At 67.7% G+C, this 22,435-nt stretch carries 24 protein-coding genes and 1 riboswitch; of the genes, 14 read left to right on the top strand and 10 right to left on the bottom strand.

The window, feature by feature from the left end:
- Positions 1 to 84: 84 nt before the first annotated feature.
- Entirely contained in the window at positions 85 to 1,278 is a 1,194-nt protein-coding gene (locus OHA10_RS12070) for an ATP-binding protein (protein ID WP_130445616.1), read from the top strand.
- A gap of 273 nt (positions 1,279 to 1,551) precedes the next feature.
- On the opposite strand, the gene OHA10_RS12075 is transcribed toward OHA10_RS12070, so the two are convergent.
- Entirely contained in the window at positions 1,552 to 2,502 is a 951-nt protein-coding gene (locus OHA10_RS12075; protein ID WP_371406272.1) for a hypothetical protein, read from the bottom strand.
- 120 nt (positions 2,503 to 2,622) lie between these two features.
- Between OHA10_RS12075 and OHA10_RS12080 the strand changes: the two genes are divergently transcribed.
- The 5 genes from OHA10_RS12080 to OHA10_RS12100 all read left to right on the top strand — a co-directional run bounded on the left by OHA10_RS12080 (position 2,623) and on the right by OHA10_RS12100 (position 7,261).
- Entirely contained in the window at positions 2,623 to 3,471 is an 849-nt protein-coding gene (locus OHA10_RS12080; protein ID WP_371406273.1) for a DUF3152 domain-containing protein, read from the top strand.
- Between the two features lie 126 nt (positions 3,472 to 3,597).
- Positions 3,598 to 4,431 carry a hypothetical protein gene (locus OHA10_RS12085; protein ID WP_371406274.1) on the top strand — a complete coding sequence of 278 codons (834 nt, stop codon included), beginning with the start codon at positions 3,598 to 3,600 and terminating at the stop codon, positions 4,429 to 4,431.
- Positions 4,428 to 5,090: an alpha/beta fold hydrolase gene (locus OHA10_RS12090; RefSeq protein ID WP_371406275.1), complete on the top strand. Its 663-nt coding sequence runs from the start codon at positions 4,428 to 4,430 to the stop codon at positions 5,088 to 5,090. Before OHA10_RS12085 ends, OHA10_RS12090 begins: the two co-directional genes overlap by 4 nt.
- 18 nt (positions 5,091 to 5,108) lie before the next feature.
- A riboswitch (TPP riboswitch) is annotated at positions 5,109 to 5,227 on the top strand.
- A complete protein-coding gene (locus OHA10_RS12095) occupies positions 5,223 to 6,551 on the top strand; it encodes a cytosine permease (RefSeq protein ID WP_371406276.1) in 1,329 nt (442 codons plus the stop codon). It overlaps the preceding riboswitch by 5 nt.
- Positions 6,552 to 6,577: 26 nt before the next feature.
- On the top strand, positions 6,578 to 7,261 hold the full coding sequence (locus OHA10_RS12100) for a class I SAM-dependent methyltransferase (RefSeq protein WP_371406277.1): 684 nt from the start codon (positions 6,578 to 6,580) through the stop codon (positions 7,259 to 7,261).
- A gap of 90 nt (positions 7,262 to 7,351) precedes the next feature.
- Here OHA10_RS12100 and OHA10_RS12105 read toward each other — a convergent pair whose 3' ends face one another.
- Both OHA10_RS12105 and OHA10_RS12110 read right to left on the bottom strand, forming a co-directional pair.
- Positions 7,352 to 7,918 carry a methylated-DNA--[protein]-cysteine S-methyltransferase gene (locus OHA10_RS12105; protein WP_371406278.1) on the bottom strand — a complete coding sequence of 189 codons (567 nt, stop codon included), beginning with the start codon at positions 7,916 to 7,918 and terminating at the stop codon, positions 7,352 to 7,354.
- A complete protein-coding gene (locus OHA10_RS12110; RefSeq protein ID WP_137255736.1) occupies positions 7,911 to 8,405 on the bottom strand; it encodes an RNA polymerase sigma factor in 495 nt (164 codons plus the stop codon). Before OHA10_RS12110 ends, OHA10_RS12105 begins: the two co-directional genes overlap by 8 nt.
- A gap of 281 nt (positions 8,406 to 8,686) precedes the next feature.
- Between OHA10_RS12110 and OHA10_RS12115 the strand changes: the two genes are divergently transcribed.
- Genes OHA10_RS12115 through OHA10_RS12135 form a run of 5 tightly spaced genes read left to right on the top strand, consistent with a single transcriptional unit; the run spans position 8,687 to position 13,160 of the window.
- Positions 8,687 to 9,241, top strand: coding sequence for a flavin reductase family protein (locus OHA10_RS12115; RefSeq protein ID WP_371406279.1), 555 nt, complete (start codon positions 8,687 to 8,689; stop codon positions 9,239 to 9,241).
- Entirely contained in the window at positions 9,234 to 10,301 is a 1,068-nt protein-coding gene (locus OHA10_RS12120) for an ABC transporter substrate-binding protein (protein WP_371406280.1), read from the top strand. Before OHA10_RS12115 ends, OHA10_RS12120 begins: the two co-directional genes overlap by 8 nt.
- On the top strand, positions 10,298 to 11,137 hold the full coding sequence (locus OHA10_RS12125; RefSeq protein WP_371406281.1) for an ABC transporter permease: 840 nt from the start codon (positions 10,298 to 10,300) through the stop codon (positions 11,135 to 11,137). Before OHA10_RS12120 ends, OHA10_RS12125 begins: the two co-directional genes overlap by 4 nt.
- Positions 11,138 to 11,142: 5 nt before the next feature.
- Positions 11,143 to 11,826, top strand: coding sequence for an ABC transporter ATP-binding protein (locus OHA10_RS12130; RefSeq protein WP_371406282.1), 684 nt, complete (start codon positions 11,143 to 11,145; stop codon positions 11,824 to 11,826).
- Complete coding sequence (locus OHA10_RS12135; RefSeq protein WP_371406283.1) at positions 11,823 to 13,160, top strand: LLM class flavin-dependent oxidoreductase; 1,338 nt, start codon at positions 11,823 to 11,825, stop codon at positions 13,158 to 13,160. Before OHA10_RS12130 ends, OHA10_RS12135 begins: the two co-directional genes overlap by 4 nt.
- Before the next feature lie 16 nt (positions 13,161 to 13,176).
- Here OHA10_RS12135 and OHA10_RS12140 read toward each other — a convergent pair whose 3' ends face one another.
- Positions 13,177 to 14,166, bottom strand: coding sequence for a zinc-binding alcohol dehydrogenase family protein (locus OHA10_RS12140; protein WP_371406284.1), 990 nt, complete (start codon positions 14,164 to 14,166; stop codon positions 13,177 to 13,179).
- A 39-nt stretch (positions 14,167 to 14,205) separates the two neighbouring features.
- Here OHA10_RS12140 and OHA10_RS12145 point away from each other — a divergent pair, with 39 nt between their 5' ends.
- On the top strand, positions 14,206 to 15,018 hold the full coding sequence (locus tag OHA10_RS12145) for a glycerophosphodiester phosphodiesterase (protein WP_371406285.1): 813 nt from the start codon (positions 14,206 to 14,208) through the stop codon (positions 15,016 to 15,018).
- A 12-nt stretch (positions 15,019 to 15,030) separates the two neighbouring features.
- Here OHA10_RS12145 and OHA10_RS12150 read toward each other — a convergent pair whose 3' ends face one another.
- The 4 genes from OHA10_RS12150 to OHA10_RS12165 are packed head-to-tail and all read right to left on the bottom strand — an operon-like array spanning position 15,031 to position 18,353.
- Complete coding sequence (locus OHA10_RS12150) at positions 15,031 to 16,101, bottom strand: polyprenyl synthetase family protein (RefSeq protein WP_371406286.1); 1,071 nt, start codon at positions 16,099 to 16,101, stop codon at positions 15,031 to 15,033.
- Entirely contained in the window at positions 16,094 to 16,798 is a 705-nt protein-coding gene (locus OHA10_RS12155) for a phytanoyl-CoA dioxygenase family protein (protein WP_371406287.1), read from the bottom strand. Before OHA10_RS12155 ends, OHA10_RS12150 begins: the two co-directional genes overlap by 8 nt.
- Positions 16,714 to 17,544, bottom strand: a complete 831-nt coding sequence (locus OHA10_RS12160; RefSeq protein ID WP_371406288.1) for an NTP transferase domain-containing protein — start codon at positions 17,542 to 17,544, stop codon at positions 16,714 to 16,716. The genes OHA10_RS12155 and OHA10_RS12160 overlap by 85 nt, the downstream gene beginning before the upstream one ends.
- A 17-nt stretch (positions 17,545 to 17,561) precedes the next feature.
- Positions 17,562 to 18,353: a hypothetical protein gene (locus tag OHA10_RS12165; protein WP_371406289.1), complete on the bottom strand. Its 792-nt coding sequence runs from the start codon at positions 18,351 to 18,353 to the stop codon at positions 17,562 to 17,564.
- 448 nt (positions 18,354 to 18,801) lie between these two features.
- Here OHA10_RS12165 and OHA10_RS12170 point away from each other — a divergent pair, with 448 nt between their 5' ends.
- Positions 18,802 to 19,218: an ATP-binding protein gene (locus OHA10_RS12170; protein ID WP_371406290.1), complete on the top strand. Its 417-nt coding sequence runs from the start codon at positions 18,802 to 18,804 to the stop codon at positions 19,216 to 19,218.
- Between the two features lie 72 nt (positions 19,219 to 19,290).
- Positions 19,291 to 20,262 carry a DUF5926 family protein gene (locus OHA10_RS12175; RefSeq protein ID WP_371406291.1) on the top strand — a complete coding sequence of 324 codons (972 nt, stop codon included), beginning with the start codon at positions 19,291 to 19,293 and terminating at the stop codon, positions 20,260 to 20,262.
- 274 nt (positions 20,263 to 20,536) lie between these two features.
- On the opposite strand, the gene OHA10_RS12180 is transcribed toward OHA10_RS12175, so the two are convergent.
- The gene (locus OHA10_RS12180) at positions 20,537 to 21,754 is read right to left on the bottom strand and encodes an arginine deiminase (protein WP_371406292.1); all 1,218 of its coding nucleotides are present in this window, start codon (positions 21,752 to 21,754) and stop codon (positions 20,537 to 20,539) included.
- Positions 21,755 to 21,841: 87 nt separating this feature from the next.
- Positions 21,842 to 22,432 carry a dihydrofolate reductase family protein gene (locus tag OHA10_RS12185; protein WP_371406293.1) on the bottom strand — a complete coding sequence of 197 codons (591 nt, stop codon included), beginning with the start codon at positions 22,430 to 22,432 and terminating at the stop codon, positions 21,842 to 21,844.
- Between the last annotated feature and the right edge of the window lie 3 nt (positions 22,433 to 22,435).

A 22,435-nucleotide genomic window follows, 5' to 3' on the forward strand; every position in this document is an offset into this window, starting at 1 on the left:
AGCTGTAGAGACCGGTCGCGACACGCTCTGGTCCTTGATTGGTCAATCTACGGAAAACGCTAGACGGGCTCATACAGTGAAAGCATGGATCCGATCCGGAATCCCTATGCGCCCGGCGCCGGTCAGCGGCCGCCTGAGCTGGCCGGACGCGACATCGAGGTGCGGCAGTTCGAGGTGGTCCTCGAGCGGGTCGCGGCAGGCAGACCGGAGCGGAGCCTGGTGCTCAGCGGACTCCGGGGCGTGGGCAAGACGGTGCTGCTCAACACGTTGCGTTCGCAGGCGATCAAGCGGGCGTGGGGCACCGGGAAGATCGAGGCACGGCCGGAGCAGAGCATCCGGTTGCCGATCGCGCAGGCGCTGCACACGGCGATGCGGGAGCTGGGGCATCGGCACCGCGACGACGAGCGGGTCGACCAGTTCAGCGCCGTACTGAAGGCGTTTGCGTTGCGGACCGGGGCGGAGGACCGGAAGGGGATCCGGTGGCACCCGCCGGTGGACGTGGCTGCGGCGAAGGGGCGGGCCGACTCCGGGGATCTGGAGATGGATCTGATCGAGCTCTTCACCGACGCTGCTGATCTGGCTGGTGATCTGTCGGTCGGGGTCGGGCTGTTCATCGACGAGATGCAGGACATCAGCCCGGACGACCTGTCCGCGCTGTGCGCCGCTTGTCACGAGATCTCGCAGCAGAGCGCGCCGTTGGTTGTTGTGGGTGCCGGGCTGCCGCACCTGCCCGCCGTACTCTCGGCCAGCAAGTCGTACTCGGAGCGGCTGTTCCGGTATGTGCGTGTCGACCGGTTGGCGCGTGATGCGTGCGATCGGGCGCTGATGGTGCCGGCGGAGAGCGAAGGCGTGCAGTACGACGAGGAGGCGCTCGACGAGCTGTACGCACAGACCGACGGCTATCCGTACTTCGTCCAGGCGTTCGCGCACTCGACGTGGGACCACGCGCCCACGTCGCCGATCACCATCAAGGACGTCGCTGTTGCGGCTCCCGAGGCGTCGGCCGAGCTGACGGTCGGCTTCTTCGGCTCCCGCTACGAGCGCGCTACGCCGGCGGAACGCGAGTACATGCGAGCCATGGCCGAGCTGGGCATCGGAGTAGACGACGGCTCCGTCCCCACCGCCGAGGTAGCCAGCACCCTCAACCGCAAGCCCCAATCCCTCTCCCCAGCCCGAGACGGCCTGATCAAAAAAGGCCTCGTCTTCTCCGCCGAACGCGGCACCGTAGCCTTCACCGTCCCCCACTTCGGAAAGTTCCTCCGCACCCGAACCGCCTGAACTGCGGTGGCTCGCGGGGGATGTGATCACCCCCGCGTGCTCCGCAACCGCTCTCTCGTCGCTCCGCTCCTCGGCAGCGCCTGCTACGCCCGCTGCCCACCCACCCCCGGGCTTATCGCCCGGAGCATCCTTTCCGGCTATCGCCGGACGTGACGGGCTACCGCCCGTGTGCGCGCTACCGCGCGGTCGACTACCTAGGCCGGCGCTACCCCGTCGACGGCTGATGATCGCGCCCAACCGACTCGAGCATGGGTCATCCCCGAGCAGCGCAGCTCAATCCGACATGGTCGGGGATGTGGACGCCGGGGCATCGGAGTACGCCGTGGCGATCTCGAAGCAGAACGTCATCAACTGTGGAACCCGGCTGGGCTCAAGCCATCCGGGAGAGGTGCGTGCCTGTTGCTCCGAACCGTTGAAACCGAACAGGACGTCGGCGCGGCGGCGGAACTCCGCAGTTGTCAGAGGCTCCACGGCGATGCCGCTGTTCCATCCCGCATACGACAGGAACGGAACGAACACTCGGCCGTCGGTGTAGAGCGTCACCACCGTGCGTAGACCGCGCTTGGACGGGCCTCGTGCTTCCAGCACCAGGTGATTCGGACCGAAGCGCCGCTTGTGTCCGGCAGCGTCCCACCGCTTCACGACCTCGGTGACGGTCGCCCGGATCTCTGGCGTGTCGCACGCGGTCAGGAACTCGGGCAGAGACGTCAGGTTTGTCTTCGTCTCGGTTTCGATGACCGCCATCACGAACTCGTTGGGTTCAACCACGGTGGTGAAGAGCGGCGCCCACGGGCTGTCGCCTATCCGCACTGCCTTGACCTCGACCAGCCAAACGCTGATGCCTCGCTCGCTGTCGAGGGCCGCGAGGTCGTTCAGGTACTCCGCCAGCGCGCGGAACTCGTCGCGGTGCTGCTCCGCGATCACCACTAGTCCGCGCGCTCTCCGCGCAACGGCGTAAGCCAGGCCGCGGGTCAGATGATCATGATCTGCTCGACCGTACTGGTTCTCGATCACAAACTCTGTGCCGTCCTCGACCTGAGCGACGATGTCGATGCGACGTCCGCCTGTTGTCTGAACTTCCGACTGTCCCGCGGCGGCGAGGTCTACACCAATCGCACTGCCGAGCTGGTCCAGACGTTCCACCAGCAGCGGTGTGAAGTCCGTTGCCTCTCCCCGCCAGGCTTCGGTCAGTCGACCGAAGACCAGCCTCCCCATGCCAGTCATCTGTTCTCTCTAGCACCAGTGCTCTTTCCAGTCACCACCGAATGGGTCGCAGTTGTCGGCCGGCGTCGGGTTGAAACGGGGGTTTCGTGAGTTGGCAGGTAGTCGGTAGGGTCGAGTGTCATGACCACCCGGCGGAGCGGCCAGCGTGCGGGCACGCGTGGGCGGCATAGTCGGCGGAAGTCTTACAAGGGGCAGTGGTTTACCGTCACCGCGCTTGCGGTGCTGGGGACTGTGGTGGTGGCGCATCCGGATGTCGCGCATCGGGCCAGCTTGGCGGCTGAGGTGGTTGCGGGGGCCAATGAGGCCGTGAGTGCGGAGCCGGTGGTGGAGACGCCGAGCGTGACGCCTAAGCCGGTGGTGACGCCGACGCAGAAGTTCACCACCCCGTTGCGTCCGGCACCGACCCTGACGCGGAAGCCGAAGAACGCGAAGCCGAACGTGCTGGTGTCGACCGGGAAGCTCGCGGTCGTGCCTGGGTTCAACAAGGCGAGTGGGGTGCGTGACAAGCTCACCTACCGCGTGGAGATCGAGCAGGGGCTGTCGGTCAACGGAGCGGCCGTCGCCGCGGCGATTCACAAGACGCTGACGGACCCGCGTGGGTGGCAGGCGCTGCATCCGGTGAGCTTCGAGCGGACCGACAAGGTGGACGCCGATCTCCGGATCATCCTCGCGACGCCGACGCTGACCGACAAGCTCTGCCTGCCGCTCGACACCGGCGGTGAGGTGTCCTGCCGGGTCGAGGACCGCGTCGTGCTCAACGCGAAGCGGTGGCTGTACGGCATCCCGGCGTACAACGGGAACGTCGAGCTGTACCGCAGCTACCTGGTCAACCATGAGGTCGGTCACGCGCTCGGGCACGGGCACTCGACCTGCACCAGGCCGAAGACCCCCGCGCCGGTCATGATGCAGCAGACCAAGGGCCTGGCCGGCTGTCTGCCCAACGCCTGGCCCACGATCAAGGCAACCTGAGAAACAGAGTGTCCCGCAAGCGAGGTATCTCGACGCTATCGGCGCCCAGGCACGCACCTCGCGGCGCCGCTATCGTTCGAGCTACCTCGCTTGCGGGACACTAGCTACGACGGGAGGGAGCAGCGAATGTCGTCACAGGACTTCCCGACGTACGGCCGGGGCGAGCAGCCCGAGCAAGAGCAACCGCAACCCGACCACCACTACGCTCCGCCCACGCCGTACGGCGGTGGCACGTACGGCACCGGCCGTGGCACCCCGCCGCCCGAAGGCCCGTACGCGCAGCCCCAGCCCTACGGCACCCCACCAGGTCAGTACGGCGCTCCGCCACACCCGCAGCCGGGTCCGCACCACGCCCAGCCGCCCAGCTACCGCCCAGGCATGCCGTACGGCGCTCCGTCGACCCCCGAGCCGCACGACCTCCCGGCGTACGGCCGGGACCAGCCGGTCGCCCCGCGCGACCCTCGTGCTGCCCGGGTCGTCGGCCTGGCCACGGTGATCGCCGGGTTCTACGGTCTGCTCGTCATCTCGGTCCAGCGGGTCTCGTTGCGTGACATCTCGCAGGCGCCGGGCTCACCGCTCAACCACCCGCTCCGCACCGACGTGATCGACGCGATCGGCCAGCTGCTGCTCGTGGTCGTCGGCGCGGGCGCACTGTTCATGTGGATCCGCGACGTGCTCGCCCGCCGCAAGGCCGGTCGCCAACCCGAGCCGGCCGAGCTGGTCGGGCTCGGCCTGGTCGCGATCTCCGCAGTACCGATCCTGGTCTGGCTGATCATGGTGCTGTCCACCGGCCTGGGCTCCATCGACGGCGCGGTCGACCGGCTGCCCACGGCGTACGGCTGGGGCGGTGCCGGTCTGCTGATCCTCGCGGCCGGCCTGTTCCTGGGGTACCGCGAACTGAAGCCCGACGTACCGAACCCGGTCGTCCAGGGCCCACCGGTCAAGGCACCCTGGGAGTGAGCGCACCTGTCGTCCTGGTGCCCGGTCTGGGCCTCGGCCCCGAGTCGTACACCCAGACCGTCGAACACCTCGTCACGCCGTACCACGTCGTCACCCTCCCCGGGTACGGCGAACCCGCCGGCGCCCGCGAGGACCTGCACCCACGCGCACTCGCCGTCGCACTCGCCGAGAAGATCCGCGCGCGGTCCGTCCTCGTCGGCCACTCCGCCAGCTGCCAGATCGTCGTAGAAACAGCAGTCCGGTACGCCGACCTCGCACACGCCGTCGTACTGGTCGCACCGGCAGGCGACGGCCGTATGACGAGCTGGGTCGACCGAACTGTCCGCTGGCTCGGATCCGCAGTACCGGATTCGCCCAAGCTGATCCGGACCGTCACCCCGCAGTACGCGCGAACCACGCTGCCGACGATCGCCCGCGCCGTCGAGGCCTCCCGGCACCACGACCTGGCCGAGGTGATCTCGCGGGTCAAGGCACCGGTGTTCATCGTCCGCGGCAAGCACGACCTGCTCTCGACGGCGGAATGGGTCGCACGGCTCGCCGAGCTCAGCCACGGTGAGGCCAGGAGCTTCGACACCGGCGCGCACATGCCGGTCGTCACCAACGGCCCCGAGCTCGCCGCTCTCATAGAACGAGCGGCCGCCCTCCCCGAAACTAGCTGACGAGTTAGACTCAGCAGCACAAACCTATGCGGGAGCTCGCACCGAACACGCGCGGGCTGAGAGGGCGACAGCTAGGGTCGCCGACCGCCTGAACCTGACCGGGTAATGCCGGCGTAGGGATTGGGGTCACTCATGACCGATACCGCTGTTCGTCCTGCCGGCTCCACCGAGGCGCCGCTCGTTCTCACCACCGATGCGCCGAGGACGCTCGGCTTCTTCGACCAGTTCACGCTGTGGGGCAACTTCGGCATCTCGCTGTTCGGCCCGGTGACCGGTGCGCTGGTGGCGGCGTACACGGGCTCGTTGTGGCAAGGGCTGCTCGCGGTCGTCGTCGGCTGCGGGATCGGGGCACTCGTGCTGGGCGGCGCGGCCGTGTTCGGCTCGCAGACCGGGGCGCCGGCGATGGCGAGTCTGCGCGGGCTGTTCGGCCGTCGCGGCTCGATCGCGCCGACCGTGCTGAACATCGCGCAGAACGTCGGCTGGGCGACGATGGAGATCATCGTGATCTCGCAGGCCGCGGTCGCGGTGACGAGTGAGCGCTGGCGCTGGCTGTTCGTCGTACTTGCCGGGATCATCGCGACCACGATGGCGGTCCGGCCGCTCGGCAGCGTGAAGATCCTGCGGAAGTTCATGGTGTGGCTGGTGCTGATCGCGTCCGTCTACCTGTTCGTGCAGGTGCTCAGCAAGCCGGTGCACGCGCTGCCGCAGGACGGTGTGTTCGGCTTCTGGCCGGCCGTCGACCTCGCCGCTGCCGGTGTCGTGTCGTTCGCCCCGCTGGCCGCCGACTACACGCGGCACTCGCGCACCAACAAGGCTGCGTTCGCTGGTTCGGCACTCGGCTACGGCCTCGCAGCGATCGGGTACTACGCCCTCGGCGTCGTCGCCGTTGCGACCTTGCAGACCAACAGCGACGACGTGATCACCGCACTGGTCACACTGCCCGCCGGTGCGATCGCGCTGTTCGTGCTGCTGGTGGACGAGGTCGACGAGGCGTACGCCAACGTCTACTCGACCACGATGGCCGCCCACAACCTGATCGGCCACATCGACCGGCGGTGGATCTCGGTCGCGATCGGCGCGCTCGCCACCGGGATCGCGCTATTGGTTGACCTGGGCAACTACACGCAGTTCCTGTACCTGATCGGCTCGGTCTTCATCCCGTTGTTCGCGGTCGCGATCGCGGACTTCTTCGTGGTCAGCAAGATGAAGTGGGACGTCTCCGGTACGGCGAAGTTCCGCTGGCAGCCGACGCTCGCCTGGCTGGTCGGATTCGTCGCGTACCAGTTGGTGAACCCGGGCACCGTGGCCGGCTGGTCGCCGTTCTGGACCGACGTACAGCAGGCCGTGTTCAATCACCACCCGGTGCCGGCGTGGCTCGGTGCGACGTACACGTCAATTGTCGTGTCCATGGTCGCTGCCGTAGCGCTGGGTAGTCTTAAGCCCCGGGCGCTGGACAACTGACCCGGAGTAACCGGAATACTTGCGGCATGCTGAATTCCGCACTGCGCAGCCGGGCCGAGTACGCGGAGCTCGGGGCCGACGGGTTGTCCGCTCGTACGACGCCCGAGCGGGACGCGCTGATCGTCAAGGCCGTCGAGGAGCTGCTGGACGGCAAGGAGTCGGTCCTCGACCTGTGCTGCGGGTACGGGCGGATCGCGTTGCCGCTGCGCAAGGCCGGGAAGGTCGTCCGCGGACTGGACATCTCGCCGAACCTGATCGAGGCGGGCCGGGCGAAGGCGGCCGAGGAGGAGCTCGCGATCGACTGGGCCATCGGCTCGATGACCGATCTGCCGTACAAGTGGGACTCGTTCGACGCGGTGATCTGCCTGTGGACGGCGTTCCACGAACTGTTCGCCGAGGACGAGCAGATCTCGACGATCTGTGAGATCTCCCGGGTGCTGAAGCCGGGCGGGATCGCGATCATCGAGGGCCCGGCCTGGGGGCCGGCGACCGCGGCCGAGATCGCGAACGGGATGCGGCAGGGGCCGGAGCACCGGATCGTCACGACCGAGTTCAGCGACAACCGCAGCGGTGTGCATTTCATCCACGACGAGATCAGCTACGGCCGGCTCTGCGCGGCCGCCGGGATCGACGACTACAAGGTCTACAAACGCGACTGGGGCGGCCGCCGTCGGCTGATCCTCGAGATCCACCAGCCCGCAACTTCCTGACACGTCAGGAGGAGCAGATCCCCACTCCACATTGGGGATCTGCTCCTTGTTTTGCCGAGTCTAAATCCCTTCCGGGGAATTCCGGAAAACTCAGCTTTTTGCTTCGAGATTCAGCAAGAATCGTTTTGCGTCCAGCCCGCCGGCGTACCCGGTGAGGGCCCCGTTCGCGCCGACGACACGGTGGCACGGGAGCACGACGCAGACCGGGTTCGCGCCCAGCGCCGTACCGACCGCGCGCGCCGCCTTGGGCTTGTCGATGTCAGCGGCAACAGTTCCGTACGTCGTCGTCGCGCCGTACGCCGTGTGCGTCGGCAGGTCCGCGAGGACGAGTCGCTGGAACGGCGTCGCCAGCGCGAGGTCCACCTCGAGGTCGAAGGTACGACGGGTGCCGGCGAGGTACTCGTCGAGCTGCCGCCGGACGTCGTCGAGCGGGCGGGCCTGCCGCAGTACGCGCGGGGACACGGCCCGGGCGAGGCGGGTGGTCATGGTCTCCTCGTCGCCGAACGAGCTGGCGACGACCCGGCCGTGCGCGATCGCGAGCAGCATCGTCCCGATCGGGGTGTCGTGCAGCGTGTAGGCGACGTCGGCGTGCGGTAGGACAGGTGGTTTGAGATCGGGCATGGCGAGCCGGGTCAGCCGGCTCTCGAGATCAGTCATTGTCTACTCCGAGTTTGCTGCGCAGGGTCGCGAGCGCGTCGCTGACGAGCCGGCGCGATGCGGCGGGCGTGGTGTCCAGTGCGGCGGCCACGCCGTGGTGGTCCAGGTCGCCGACGTACTTGAGCGTGATCGCGAAGCGTTGCCGCTCCGGGAGCTCGTTGACCGCCCGCCAGAGGTCGGGGTCCGGCCAGGCGGCGGCGTCCGGGCCCTCGACTGCCACCGGTGGCGCCTCGTCCAGCGGGCGCTGCGGTTTCCGCGCCCGGTGTACGTCGGTCGCGCACCGGGCCGTGATGGTGAGGAGCCAGCTGCGCAGGTTCTTCGCCGAGGTCAGTGCCGGGTACGCCGCGTACGCCTTCTCCCAGGCGCGTTGTGCCGCGTCGTCGCCGTCCACCGGCCCGGCCATCGCCCGCGCCAGCCGGGCCACGTCCCGCCAGTGCGCGTCGATCAGCGCCTGGAACGGCGGCAGCTCGACCTTCTCCCGAGTCATCACGACAGTAGAACGCACGGCGGCCGCCCGATGTGAGGACGGTCGGTCCAGATCACGAGATTGTCTAGTTAGCCGATAGACAATGGTGCGAAGATAGCTGACATGACGACGACACTCCTCACCCGCCGTCGCGTCATCGATCTGCTGCGGACGGCGAGCGCCACCTGTCGGTGACGCCTGTTCTGCCACTTCGCCCTGCATGAGGCCCCGTCGATGCCGGCCTCCACCTCCCGCCCGGTAGTTGCTGCCGGTCGTCCCTGCCCCGATTCCGAGGGAGAGACATGTCTTTGCCTGCCCTGAATCGTCCTGCCCTGTCCGTCGTACCCGACCGTTCCGAAGAGCGGGTGGTGGACGCCGACGTCTACCGCTCGGTCTTCCGTCGCCACGCCGCCGGTGTCGTGGTGATCACCGCGGATGCCGGGCACGGCCCGGTCGGCTTCACCGCGACCTCGCTCGTCTCCGTCAGCCTGCTGCCACCGCTCGTCTCCTTCGCGATCGCCACCAGTGCGTCCAGCTGGCCGACCGTGAGTACGGCGAACAGCCTGGTGATCAACTTCCTGTCCGCCGACCAGCACGCGATCGCGGGCCGGTTCGCGACCAGCGGGATCGACCGGTTCGCCGAGCCGACCCGCTGGTCCCGACTGGCTTCCGGTGAGCCCGTCCTCGACGAGGCTCCGAGCTACCTGCGTGCGCAGGTCGAGCACCGTTTCGCCGTCGGCGACCACTACCTGGTCGTCGCCCGCCTTGCCACCCACACCGAACGACGTGAACACGAGCCGCTGCTCTACCACGACGGTCGTTACGCCACCGCCACCCCGAAAGCACATCATGCCTAGAACCCGCCTGTACGCCGTACTGTCCGCCGCGCTCGCCGCCGTCGCCCTCGCGGCCGGTTGCGGCGCCGACAAAGCCGGCGGTGACGCCGCAGCGAAGCTCTCGCTCGACGCGCCGCTGCCGACCACCGTCCCGGACGGCGCCAAGATCGTCGTCGGTGACCCGGCCACCGAGGTCGCACTGAAGCTCTCGGGCCAGTACGACAAGGTCTCGAAGTACGTCCAGTTCGCGAACCTGAGCGGCGGCCCGCAGACCACCGAGGCGTTCCGGGCCCACGCGCTCGACCTCGGCTCGGTCGCCGAGATCCCGTCGATCAACGCGACCTGGACCGGGCTGCACGTGAAGATCGTCGCCTCCAAGTTCCGGCAGGACCCGATCGGCCACCCGATCTACAAGCTCGGCATCGCCCCCGGAGTGTCGGTGAAGACCCTCGGCGACCTGCGCGGCAAGAAGATCGCGTACAGCCCGGGGCAGGCGCAGGGTGCGCTGATCCTGAAGGTGCTGAAGAAGGCAGGGCTGACCAAGGAGGACGTCAAGCTGGTCGAGCTGCCTTCGACCGGTGATGTCTACTCGAACGCGCTGTCGTCCAAGCAGGTCGACGTCGCTCCGATCGGCGGCGTCCAGATCAAGCGGTACCTGGCCAAGTACGAGAAGGACGGCGCCAGCGTGATCGACCACGGACTGCGTGACGACGCCGGCCACCTCTACGGGCCGGTCGAGTCGCTCGAGGATCCGGCGAAGGCCGCCGCGATCCGCGCGTACGTCGCGGCCTGGGGTGTCGCGCAGGAATGGATCGACAAGCACCCCAAGGAATGGATCGCGGGGTACTACGTGAAGGACCAGGGGCTCAGCGAGGCCGACGGACAGTGGCTGGTCGACAACGCCGGCCACCCGGACATCCCCGCGGACTGGAGTGACGCGATCAAGCGGCAGCAGGACACCATCGAGCTGCTCGCCAAGGAGACCGGCAACCCGGTGATCCAGGCCAAGGATCTCTATGACCTGCGCTTCCAGACGGTCGCGTCGGATGCGATCAAGGCGGCGGACGGAGCGGCGAAATGAGCGCGACAACTCTGCCCGGACTACGTTCCCGTGGGGCGGCCGCCCGTCCGGTCGTACGTCGTCGGCGGCTCGGACCGGGCAAGCGGATCCGGTTCGGCGCCGCGATCGGGCCGGTACTGCTGCTGGCGATCTGGAGCATCGGATCGGCCGCCGGTTGGATCGACCAACGAATCCTGTCCGCGCCGTGGACCGTGGTCACCACGGCCGGTGAGCTGATCGCCGACGGCCGGCTGCAGTCGAACCTGTGGACGTCCGCGCAGCGCGCCCTGATCGGACTCGCGCTCGGCATCGTGCTGGGCGTCGTACTGGCGTTGATCTCCGGCCTGTCCCGCCTCGGCGAGGCCGTCCTCGACGGACCGATCCAGATCAAGCGAGCGATCCCGTCGCTGGCCTTGCTGCCGCTGCTGATCCTCTGGCTCGGTATCGGCGAGTCGATGAAAGTCGTCACGATCCTGCTCGGGGTGTTCATCCCGATCTACATCCACACCCACAACGGCCTTCGCACCATCGACAGCCGGTACGTCGAACTCGCGCAGACCGTCGGGCTGTCCCAGTGGGAGTTCATCCGGCGCGTGGTCCTGCCGGGCGCGCTGCCCGGGTTCCTGCTCGGACTGCGGTTCGCGGTGACCGGCGCGTGGCTCTCGCTGGTCGTCGTCGAGCAGATCAACTCCACCAGCGGCATCGGCTACATGATGGAACTGGCCCGCACGTACGGACAGACCGACATCATCATCGTCGGCCTCGTCGTGTACGGCGCCCTCGGCCTGCTGTCCGACGCCGTCGTCCGCCTGATCCAGAGGAGGGCGCTGACATGGCGCCGAACGCTAGCCTCGTAAGTACGGTGCAGGTCCGCGATCTGGTCCGCCGGTACGACGATCGCGCCGTACTGGACGGGCTGGATCTGGACATCGCACCGGGCGAATTCGTTGCCCTGCTGGGGAAGAGCGGCTCCGGGAAGAGCACGTTGCTGCGGGCGCTGGCCGGGCTGGACTACGACGTCGACGGGTCCGGGGAGCTCGCGGTACCGGAGAACGTGTCGGTCGTCTTCCAGGACTCGCGATTGTTGCCGTGGGCAAGGGTGCTCGACAACGTCGTACTCGGTCTGAGCAGTGCGTTCGATCGTGGGCGTCTCAGTTTGGAGGAGGTCGGGCTCGCGGGTCGTGAAAAGGCCTGGCCGAACGAGTTGTCCGGTGGTGAGCAGCAGCGGGTCGCGCTGGCCAGGTCGCTGGTCCGGGAGCCGGAGTTGTTGCTCGCGGACGAGCCGTTCGGGGCGCTGGATGCGCTGACCCGGCTCAAGATGCACGTGTTGCTGCGGAAGTTGTGCGCGGCGCATCAGCCCGCCGTACTGCTGGTGACGCACGACGTCGACGAGGCGATCGTGCTGGCCGATCGGGTGATCGTGCTCGACCAGGGCCGGATCGTCGCGGAGGAAGTGGTCGAGCTGGCCGCGCCGCGGAGTTCGGCCGATCCAGGATTCGCCGCGATCCGGTCGCGGCTTCTCGATGCTTTGGGGGTTTCACTGTGAGCCGGCAGTTGCATTTGAACGCATTCCTGATGAGCACCGGGCACCACGAGGCGTCGTGGCGGCTGCCGGAGAGCGATCCGTTCGCGAACACGTCGGTGGCGCATTACCAGGCGCTGGCGCAGTTGGCGGAGCGCGGGAAGTTCGACTCGATCTTCTTCGCGGATTCGCCGGTGCTGATCGGGACGGTCGGGCGGCGGCCGGCAGGTTCGCTGGAGCCGACGGTGTTGCTGACCGCGATTGCGGCGGTGACGTCGCGGATCGGGCTGATCGCGACGGCGTCGACGACGTACAACGAGCCGTACAACCTGGCTCGGCGGTTCGCCAGCGTGGATCACGTCAGCGGTGGGCGCGCGGGCTGGAACGTGGTGACGACGGCCGGTCCGGATGCGGCGCTCAACTTCAACCTCGCGGACCAGCCGGCGCACGCGGAGCGGTACGAGCGGGCGGCTGAGTTCCTCGAGGTCGCGTACAAGCTATGGGACTCGTGGCAGGACGACGCCGCGATCGCTGACAAGGCCGAGGGTGTGTGGGCGGTGCAGGATCGCGTCCAGCCGATCGACCATGTCGGGCGGCACTTCCAGGTGCGCGGGCCGCTGAACCTGCCGCGGTCGCCGCAGGGGCATCCGCTGATCGTGCAGGCCGGATCGTCCGAGGACGGGAAGGGGCTGGCGGCGCGGTACGCCGAGGCAGTGTTCACCGCGCAGCAGACGCTGGAGGATGCGCAGGAGTTCTACCGGGACCTGAAGGCGCGCACGGTGGCGCTCGGGCGGGATCCGTCCTCGGTGAAGATCCTGCCCGGGATCGTGCCGGTGATCGGGTCGACCGTTGCTGAGGCCGAGCGGCTGGAGCATCAGCTGGACTCGCTGATCCGGCCCGAGTACGCGCGGCTGCAGCTGGCGAAGACGCTGAAGGTGGCGCCCGAGGACCTGCCGTTCGACCAGCAGCTGCCCGCGGACCTCCCCGACGAGGACGAGATCGAGGGCGCGAAGAGCCGCTACACGCTCATCGTGACCCTGGCCCGACGCGAGAAGCTGACCGTCCGCGAACTGATCGGCCGCCTAGGCGGCGGCCGCGGCCACCGAACCTTCACCGGCACCCCGGAACAGGTCGCCGACGCCATCCAGCACTGGTTCGAGGCGGGCGCCGCCGACGGCTTCAACATCATGCCGCCCGTCCTCCCGTCGGGCCTCGAGGTCTTCGTGGACGAGGTGATCCCGATCCTCCAGTCCCGAGGCCTCTTCCGCACCGACTACACCGGCACGACGCTACGAGACCACTACGGCCTACCGCGCCCTGCCGGCCGCTCGGCAGCACTGGCGGAGGCAACCGCCTGAGCTGTTGGGGACCCCATCAGGTGGTGGGGTCCCCAACTCGGACGGCGAGCTTTCCGACTGCTTTGCCGTCTTGCATGATGCGGTGGGCTTGGCCGATCTCGTCCATGGTGAACACGTGGTCGATGCGGATCGGGAGCTTGCCTGCGGCGACGAGGTCGACGTAGCGCTGGAACGCGTCGGGCGGCAGATCGGAGCTCTCGCCGCCGTACGCCGTGAGTCGGACGCCGTTCGGGAGATAGTCCATCGGGTAGAAGTCCGGGATCGTCCAGTTGTCGCTGAGCATTCCGGTAAAACAGACCGTGCCGTGGATCGCGGTGGCTTTCAGGGTGTCCGGCAGGACATTCGTGCCGACGAGTTCGAGTGCCGCGTGAACGCCGTCGGGAAGAATCTCCCGCACTTTTTCCGCAACGTTGCCATCGTCAACGATCGGATGATCGACACCGAGCTCGCGAAGAACGTCCAGCCGCTGCGGATTGCGCGTCGTCGACAACACGGTGAGCCCGTGTTCCTTCGCCAGTACGGCGGCCGCGACGCCGACCGACGACGTACCGCCGCGCACCAGCAGCGACTGCCCCGGCTCGATCGCCAGACCCGTGTAGAGCGAGCCGTGGGCCGTCTGCAGCATCTCCGGCAGCGCGCCGAGCGTCGCCCAGTCGAGATCGGTCGACACCGGGATGACCGACGACGCCGGTACGACGGTGTACTCGGCGTACCCGCCGTCGTACTGCCGGCCCATCCCGCCCATCATCGCGACCACCTGCTGCCCCGGCGCGAACTCACCGCCCGGCGCCGCGTCGACCGTCCCGGCCGCCTCGATCCCAGGGATGACCGGGAACCGCGCGTTCGTCGCGAGACCGGCGCGCAGGTGGTACTCCGACCGGTTCAGCCCGAACGCCTCCACCTTGATCCGCACCCACCCCGGCCGCGGCTCCGGCACGGCAACCCGCCGTACCCGCATCTCCTCCGGCGCCACCGGACCGTCCAGCACGATCGCCCGCATGTCCATGTCGACAATCCTGACGCACCGTGTGAAAGAGTTTCTTCCATGCGGAAGCTCCCGCGCGTCGTAGCCCATCGCGGCGCCAGTGAAGTCAGTCCGGAACACACTCTCGCGGCGTACCGCCGGGCCATCGAAGCCGGCGCGGACGGCCTCGAGTGCGACATCCGGCTCACCGCCGACGGTCATCTCGTCTGCGTCCACGACCGCCGGATCGATCGCACCTCGAACGGCCGCGGTGTGCTGTCGACGATGAGCCTCGCCGAACTCGAGGCCTACGACTGGGGCTCCTGGAAGCGCCCGTGGGCCGACCTCGACGACGAGGCCGATCTGCCCGATCTCGACGAGCTGAAGGTACTCACGCTCGACACGCTGCTCGCGACCGTCCGGGACGCCGGCCGCCCGGTCGAGCTGGCCATCGAGACCAAGCACCCCACCCGGTACGCCGGACTCGTCGAACGCCGCCTGATCGAGGCCCTCGACCGCTACGGCTGGGCCCGCCCGAAACTCGGCTCGGAATCCCCCGTCCGCGTCATGAGCTTCTCCTGGCTGTCGCTGCGCCGGATGCGTACGGCGGCTCCCGCCCTGCGCACCGTCCTGCTGATGGACCGCATCCCCCTCCGCTTCCGCGACGGCTCCCTCCCGACCGGAGTCTCGTACGCCGGCCCGAGCCTGGAGATCGTCACCGCCCACCCCGAGTACGTCGACCGCGCCCAGAAACACGGCCACCAGGTCCACGTCTGGACAGTCAACGCCGAAGAAGACATCCGCCGCTGCCGCGACCTAGGCGTCGACGTCCTGATCAGCGACCGCCCAGACACCGCCCTGAGGGTTCTTTCCGAGCCGCGGCTCGGAACCTGAGCTCAGCGTGCGTCAGGACTCGACCTGGGGTGGCTCGTCGGTCGGGTTGGTCGTTCGTGCCCTGGCCAGCAGCGTGTGGACGTTCGTGTTCGGCCGGATCAGTGGCATCGCCTTCTGCTCCAGATCCGCGATCCGGTGTTCCGCGTCGCGGATCGCTCCGGTGTCATCGAGATACGTGAAGATGTCGGGCAACTTCATGCTGGTGAAGTCGGGCAGCGCCACGCCGACGTCGATGTTCCGCAGGAGGAACTCGTCGGACGCGAGGATGACGCTGAAGATCGTCGGGCGGTTGAGCTGGATCTCGGACTTCTTGCCGCGTCGCTCGCCGCTGAGAAAACGAACCTCTTCCAGCCCACGCCGTAGGTTGGACTCGGTGACGTCGTTGGTGATCGAGGCCGCGTAGTCGAGGTTCTCGATCGCCACAGCGAGCTTTGCGAGCTCCTCGGCGTAGTCAGGTGGGGCCATGAGTCGCAGCAGGTCGATCGTCAGCTGCCCCGATGACACCTTGCGCAACGCGATCGACTTGTACGACGTCTCCGGGATCGTTGTCTTCCGCCACTGCAACTCCTCGAGCATCGCCGCGTTGATCTGCCGGCCGTACTCCGCAACGACGCCGGCCGCGGGGATCGCGGACTGCTGACCGCACAATGCATCGATGTTGGTCGCGCACAGCACCGCGGTGTGTTGCAGCACATTGGCGATCTGGACGGCGGAGGCGTCGTCGAAGACCCGGCGTACTGTTGGCAGCCCCCAGCGCTGGTCGTGCTGGTCTGCGACATCGTCGAGTATCACGCGACCCAGGTACAGCAACTCCAGACTCGCGGATGCCCAGATGACCACGTCGGGCTGAATCTCCCAGTCCTGACTGAAGGCGTAGAGGAGCTGGGAAGGACGGAACCTGGCGCTGTAGCGAAGCCGCTGCTTGAGTTGGCTCCCGACCGGCTCGCTGAGCTCGTGATCAAGGAGGCGGAACAGCGTCGGTACGACGTGCTCCTCGTAGAAGTCCCACTGCGCTTCCCGCAGTTCTACGACCCGCGGCTTCTGCTCCTCATCGCCTTGGACGTTCCACCAGTGTTTAACCATGGGCCCTCCAACGCGCCTGACCCTCGTAGCGCACGGATCCAGCGATCAGCCGCTCGTTGGGTCCCACCTCTCCGGTCAGCTCGTCAGGTGTCCGAAGGCACAGCGACATCATCACGCGCGAATGTTGCTCAGATCCGGCGCCTGCAGCGTGGAAGGTCATTCCGTCCATCACCAGGACATCACCGGGGCACATAGGAACCTTGACCGCTTGCTGCAGACTCTCGGCCTCGTCCGTCTCATCCAGCCAGTAGCCGCCGCCGTTGCGCTGCTCAGCAGTCGGCCACAGCTGTGACCCGGGGATGAGGGACGGCCAGGCGACTGGATCATCTTCCCCGCAGTCCAGCATGACGAGGACTGTGATCGGATTCCGGCTCCAGTGCAGCAGATCCCGATGCATGCGTGTCGCGCGTGATCCGCGGCCTTGATCGATGACGACGTGGTTGTGGCGATTGACGACCAGCAACCAGTCGGGTCCCAGCAGCTGAGCGATGAGCGCGCGCAGGGCGGACTCTTGGAGCACCGACGCGATCGCAGCCTCGGCCGGCTCCTCGAGCCTGAGTGAACCCTTGGACAGATCAGCGTCCGGCGCGCAGTGAGACTTCAGCTCTTGAGTTAGCTCGGCGCACCGCTCGCGGCTGACAACAGCCTGCCGCTTGAGATAGCCATAGGTTCGTAGATGTAGCTGGGCGGAGGACACCGATATCCCTTCGGAACGAGATGGGCAGCGGCCAACAGGTCGTGGCGAAGTCGTCCGTTGTCTTGCAGCTCCTGCAGCCGCTCGGTGGTGCCGTAGTCGAAGACCGGCATGGAGCTGGGAGCGATCGTTCCGTGAACGAGCCCGCCGGACACGGCCTCAGGGAGAATGTCGGACTCCAGACTCAGGCCGTCACTGTACTGCCATGCAAGCCAGGAGCTGCGGTTCACAAGGTAGACGCCTGTGGACGAAGCCGGCTGCAATCTGCAGGCGGGTGATTGGCCGGTCCCTTCGCCCCAGTGCCTCACAGCTCCGCTGACAGGGTCGACGCCGATGAGCATGGAGTTCTGAACGCTTCGCGGGACGAGCAGTTGGTGAACCGGTGCTACCAGATCGATGTCGCGATACCAGGCCGTCAGATCGACCGGCACGATCGTGTCCGCGTTGGCAACCAGAACCCATCGCGAGCGAGCTGCCTCTACGCCCATGCGCAGCGCGCGGCCGGTGCCCACAAAGTCGTCCTCGACGATCTTCACCGACCTGGCAACCTGCGGATACAGCACGCGGAACGTCTCCGCTGCCTGCGCATCACAGGTGACCACGACCTGCACGTCGTCGCGGATGAATCGCTGTGTCAGCAGGATCATCACCGGCGGAACATCGTGCAAGGCCACCAGGCTCTTGGGCAGTGTGCGGTCAGTGCGCCGCATCCGGTTGTTGTAGCCGCCGGCGAGCAGGACGAGGCTCACGTCCCCACGGCCCAGTCTCATTGGAGGCCGCTCCTTCGCACTGATCGTGCAGACGTCAACGGAACGCTCAGCGGTTCAGTACGACCCGCTGGGGTGCTCCATTGAAAGGTGACCGTGAGAGCCCCCACGACCTCGTCCATCTCGGCACACGCTTTCTGAGGGATGTGAATCAATAGGACCGGGTGGTCCACGCTGCTGATCTTGACACTGCTGACTGTGACGCAGAGCTCCGCAGCGCCGTTGCGAACATCTTGATGCTCATCAGGCGCACCTATCAACCACTCCTCGGCCATCGGTTCCCCAAGCCAGGCAAGTCCTACCTCTGGATCCTGGAGATGCTCCTCGCTTTCGTTGCGCACGGCCACTGTCAGGAGCCATCCCTGTAGAGACGAGTTACGGGTCCACGCTGTCAGTCGGCCGATGGGCTGGACCAGATCGAGGTTCTGAGCCCGCCGACGCTCTGCCGCGACGCCGATCATCCGCAACTGGTAGGCGAGCACCAGCGTGCTCAGGGCGGTGAACAGCGCACCGAACCACTCGGATGCCGGACCGGATTTGGACAGGTCGATCGTGGTACTTCGGAACAGGTCGTAGCCCGCGACGAGGAACGCCAGGAAGGCCGCGGTCGCAATTGCCCCGAGGGCCAGGTAGAACCAGGCCTTGCTGGTCAGCACGCCGAGTTGCGTCCTGCCGGCCGCCGCGCCGATTCGAGCCTTACTGGTCAGTACCCCGAACCAGGCTCTCTTGGTCAGGGCGGCGAACCGGCCGGACGTGCTCGCAGCGCCGCCCGGCGGCTTGGCGCCGTTCACGGCCGGCGTCGGTACTTGACCCCCCACTCGACGCTCCCCGGGACGCGACCACACGATGGACCCTACGGGTGTACATCCCGCAGTCGGGGCGTCACGTTACGGGTGCGCGCCCGGTAACTGCTCAAGCAGTCACTGCTCGAGTCTCTCGGCGGTGCGCCAGCTCGAGCTCCTCGCGGAACCGGCGGAAGAGGTAGGACGTCGGATCCAGGCTCTTGGTTTGTGACACATGGGGGCGATTTTGTGTGGCATGTGTCACGTGGTCTGGATACGTAGTGGGGCGAATGCGGGCGGTTATTGCAACGTTAAATTCCGTCGATTTCGTTACGGTTTCTTCGGGTTTAGGCGGCATCTCCGGCGGCCTATGTAACGGAATACCTGCAGGTGTTTTCCAGGGCCGGATCGTGGGCAGAAGTCCCAGTGGCTGTACCGATCATCGAGGAGACCCTGCTTGTCCTCTGCGACCCTGCCCGCCGACGTAAGCGTCGTGGACGTCGTGTTGCCGCATGAAGTGTCCGCGGTAGCGGACGCCCGTCGCCGTCTGGCCGCCTACCTGAAGCGCTACCGGGTCACCGATTCCGCGCGTGACGATGCGCAGTTGGTGCTCTCCGAGCTGCTGTCGAACGCGATCCGGTACGCACCACCGCTGCCGGCCGGTGAGGTCCGCGCGGCATGGTGGATCGACCGGGCAGGGATCCATGTCGAGGTCACCGACGGTCGCGGGGACACCGAGCCGCAGCGGATCAGCGACCCCCATCCGGAGTCGGTCGGCGGTCGCGGACTGGCGATCGTCGACATGCTGACCTCCGGCTGGGACGTTCGCACCGCCGCCCATCACCGCACGGTCCACGCAATCGTCCCCAGCTAGTTCGCCCGGTGCCGGCTTCTGCGCCCGGGCGGGTTCGCTCTCGGGTGCGCTTGGCTGCAAGACTGCGCTGTTATGGGAAAGAAGTCGCGGCAGCGCGCTAAGAACACGACGACGACCGTCACCCTCGATCCGGCCGACCTGGTGGACGTCGGGCCGCGCGAGCCCTGCCCGTGTGGTTCGGGCAAGCGGTTCAAGCAGTGCCACGGCAAGGACCGGGCGCAGGCGGCGGACGCGTTCGTGGTGCGGCCGTTCGAGGGCCTGCCGTCCGAGTGTGACCTGATCGCGTTCCGCGAGATCGTCCCGTCCGGCACGGTCGAGGTCGAACTGACGGGCGACAACGCCGGCAAGAAGATCAACCTCGTCACGCTGCTCCCGATGGCGATGCCGGGCCTGGTGCGCGACGACGAGACGATCTGGATCGGCCTGCAGACGCACGCCTCGTCCGGCGACCCGAGCCGCGACCTCGGGCACGCGATCACCGCCGCGCTGCACACCGAGCCGGGCAACCCGATCCAGGTCGGCGACCTGATGAAGGACGGCCCGCGGCTGCAGGACCTGATCGACACCTCGAAGCCGCTCGAGGTCAAGGTGCACGAAGGCTTCGACTACTGGGTCGGCGAGAACGTCGAGGACCCGACCGGTGAGGTCGCCGCCGGCCTGGAGCGTGCGAACGCCGCGGCGGCCCCGACGGTGCGGCTGGAGTCGGTCGACGCGGCGTACTGGACGCAGATCGGCGACCGCATCTACCTGCGCTGGGTGATGCCGCACACCGAGGACACCCTGCTCGACGCGCTTGCCCGTCTGCACGCGGCCGGTTCGTCGGCGCTCATCGACGGCAGCCGGTTGATCGGCTCGTTCCGCGCCCTCGGCGTACTCGCGCCGGTCTGGGAGCTCCCTGCGGGCACCGAGGCTGCTGAGGTCGAGAAGCCTGCCGCCGACTTCGCCACCGCCCTCGAGAAGGCGCTTGCCACCGAGGCGCCGCTCACCACCGAGGAGCGCGCGGCCCGGGCCGGCCTCGCCAGCCGCCAGCTCACCATCCGCTGACCGCACGCAGTACGACGAACGCCCGGCTGAGGCCTCAGCCGGGCGTTTCGCGTTACTCAATGTGGCCTAGGCCATGATCGTTAAACCATGCCCAGGAACGTGGACGGCCCAAGTCCTGCTGACGGGGGAGCAACAGGGCCTGGGCCTAGACAGGAAGAGTACTCACGAAGGTCGTCCGCCACAAGCCCCGATTTCACTCCGCGTGTCGTAGGGCTCACGTGGCGGCCGGAGCGAGCGCTCAGGTCGGGCACTCAAGTGGGGCTGGAGCGGGCGTTCAGGTCGTGACCGGAGCCCGCAGGACCGGGCAGGACATGCACCGCGGACCGCCTCGGCCGGAGCCGAGCTCGGAGCCGGAGATCCGGATGACCTCGATCCCGGACTCCTCCAGCCGCGCGTTGGTCTCGACGGTCCGCTCGTACGCGATGCACACCCGCGGCGCGAGCGCGAGGGTGTTGTTCCCGTCGTCCCACTGCTCGCGCTCGGCCGTCACCGGGTCCAGGCCGGTGTCGATCCGCCGGAGCGTGTCGATGCCGAGCGCCTTCGCGGCCGCGACCAGGAACGGCTCGGGCTCCGCGACGTGCAACTGGTCGCCATCGGTGGTGACGGCGAGCGCCTGCATCTCCTCCGCCATGTTCGGGTACATCAGCACGGCGTCGGTGTCGACCATCGTGCACACGGTGTCCAGGTGCATCGTGGCTCGCTGCTGAGCGATCGGTACGGCGAGAACCGTGTGCGCGAGCCCCTTCGAGAACACCCGCCGCGCGAGCCGCTCGACCCCGGCCGGCGTGGTCCGCTCCCCGACCCCGACCGCGAGTACGCCGGGACCGAGCGCGAGCACGTCGCCGCCCTCGACATGCTCCAGTTGGTGGCCGTACACCTTGTCCGCACCGGCGAACCGCGGGTGGAACGTGTAGATGAGCTCGGTCAGCTGCGTCTCGCGCATCCGGGCCGGCATCGCCAGCGACGTGACCGCCACCGAGTCCCGGATCCAGAGGCTGGAGTCGCGGGTGAAGAGCAGGTTCGGCAGTGGGTCGATCAGGAAGTCCTCGTGCGCGAGCAGTGACGTCACCAGACCGCCCGCCCGGACCTCGTCGTTCCGCACGCCGGCCATCAGCGCCTCGGCCAACCCGGCCGGATCGAGCTCGCCGAGCGAGGCCCGCAGGTAGTCGCGCAGGGTGTCGCCGAGGCGCAGGTCCTCGGTGGCGCCGGCGACTGCCTGTGCCCGGGCCGCCGGATCCGCGAGCGACTCGGTGAGCAGCTCGCCGAGGTACAGCACCTCGACGTCACGGTCCCGAAGCGCCTGGGCGAACGCGTCGTGCTCGTCCTGGGCCCGGCCGACCCAGGGGATGCCGTCGAACAGCAGCTTGTCGTTGTTGCGCGGAGTGAGCCGGCGGAGCTCGTTCCCGGGGCGGTGCAGCATCACGGTCCGGAGCGGACCGACCTCACTGTCGACGCCGTACGACCTGCCGCTGTGCTGGTGCGCCTCAGTCATCGTCCGCCCCTTCACTCCGTTGTGGCCCACCACGCTACGGCAGTCCGATCGATCTGTCTGATTGTCCGACAATATCCTGCACCGTGGTCAGGCGCGAACCCGGTCGTAGAGGAGGCAGAGGGCGCCGGACTCGGTCGGGGTGGAGTCGGTCAGCTTCCAAGAGGTGGCCGGCAGGCCGTCCTCGAACAGTCGTGCCCCGCCGCCGACCAGCTCCGGGTCGAGGGTGATGCTCAGCCGGTCCACCTCGTCGGCGGCCAGCAGGGCCTGGATCACGCTCGTGCTGGCCAGCACGATGATGTCGCCGCCCTCCTGGGCGCGCAGTTCCTTGACCACGTCTGCGGGCTCGCCATCGGCGATCCGGGAGTTCTGCCAGGGCGTTTCGGTCATCGTCGTCGAGAAGACCACCTTCTCGGTCTCGTTCAGCCAGCGCGAGAAGGCGCGGTCCTGCGGCGCCGCGTTCTCGTCGTCGGCCACCGCCGGCCAGAAGCCGCCGAAGCCCTGGTAGTTCTTGCGGCCGAGCAGGGCCGTCGTGGCGAGCTCGGTCACCCGGATCATGTGGTCGCGAGCGCCCTCGGTGATCGCGTGCGGGACGATCCAGCTCATGTCGTAGTCGCCGCCTGCGCCGTTCACGCGTCCGTCGAGCGAGAGCGAGATGTTCGCGGTCACTGTGCGGGTCATTTC

Source organism: Kribbella sp. NBC_00662 (assembly GCF_041430295.1).
Taxonomy (GTDB): domain Bacteria; phylum Actinomycetota; class Actinomycetes; order Propionibacteriales; family Kribbellaceae; genus Kribbella.

Bases quoted from the DNA above. Each gene is read 5' to 3' on its own strand.
- OHA10_RS12070 (WP_130445616.1), top strand. From the start codon at position 85: ATGGATCCGATCCGGAATCCCTATGCGCCCGGCGCCGGTCAGCGGCCG.
- OHA10_RS12075 (WP_371406272.1), bottom strand. From the start codon at position 2,502: ATGACTGGCATGGGGAGGCTGGTCTTCGGTCGACTGACCGAAGCCTGG.
- OHA10_RS12080 (WP_371406273.1), top strand. From the start codon at position 2,623: ATGACCACCCGGCGGAGCGGCCAGCGTGCGGGCACGCGTGGGCGGCAT.
- OHA10_RS12085 (WP_371406274.1), top strand. From the start codon at position 3,598: ATGTCGTCACAGGACTTCCCGACGTACGGCCGGGGCGAGCAGCCCGAG.
- OHA10_RS12095 (WP_371406276.1), top strand. From the start codon at position 5,223: ATGACCGATACCGCTGTTCGTCCTGCCGGCTCCACCGAGGCGCCGCTC.
- OHA10_RS12100 (WP_371406277.1), top strand. From the start codon at position 6,578: ATGCTGAATTCCGCACTGCGCAGCCGGGCCGAGTACGCGGAGCTCGGG.
- OHA10_RS12105 (WP_371406278.1), bottom strand. From the start codon at position 7,918: ATGACTGATCTCGAGAGCCGGCTGACCCGGCTCGCCATGCCCGATCTC.
- OHA10_RS12110 (WP_137255736.1), bottom strand. From the start codon at position 8,405: ATGACTCGGGAGAAGGTCGAGCTGCCGCCGTTCCAGGCGCTGATCGAC.
- OHA10_RS12115 (WP_371406279.1), top strand. From the start codon at position 8,687: ATGTCTTTGCCTGCCCTGAATCGTCCTGCCCTGTCCGTCGTACCCGAC.
- OHA10_RS12120 (WP_371406280.1), top strand. From the start codon at position 9,234: ATGCCTAGAACCCGCCTGTACGCCGTACTGTCCGCCGCGCTCGCCGCC.
- OHA10_RS12125 (WP_371406281.1), top strand. From the start codon at position 10,298: ATGAGCGCGACAACTCTGCCCGGACTACGTTCCCGTGGGGCGGCCGCC.
- OHA10_RS12140 (WP_371406284.1), bottom strand. From the start codon at position 14,166: ATGGACATGCGGGCGATCGTGCTGGACGGTCCGGTGGCGCCGGAGGAG.
- OHA10_RS12145 (WP_371406285.1), top strand. From the start codon at position 14,206: ATGCGGAAGCTCCCGCGCGTCGTAGCCCATCGCGGCGCCAGTGAAGTC.
- OHA10_RS12150 (WP_371406286.1), bottom strand. From the start codon at position 16,101: ATGGTTAAACACTGGTGGAACGTCCAAGGCGATGAGGAGCAGAAGCCG.
- OHA10_RS12175 (WP_371406291.1), top strand. From the start codon at position 19,291: ATGGGAAAGAAGTCGCGGCAGCGCGCTAAGAACACGACGACGACCGTC.
- OHA10_RS12180 (WP_371406292.1), bottom strand. From the start codon at position 21,754: ATGACTGAGGCGCACCAGCACAGCGGCAGGTCGTACGGCGTCGACAGT.
- OHA10_RS12185 (WP_371406293.1), bottom strand. From the start codon at position 22,432: ATGACCCGCACAGTGACCGCGAACATCTCGCTCTCGCTCGACGGACGC.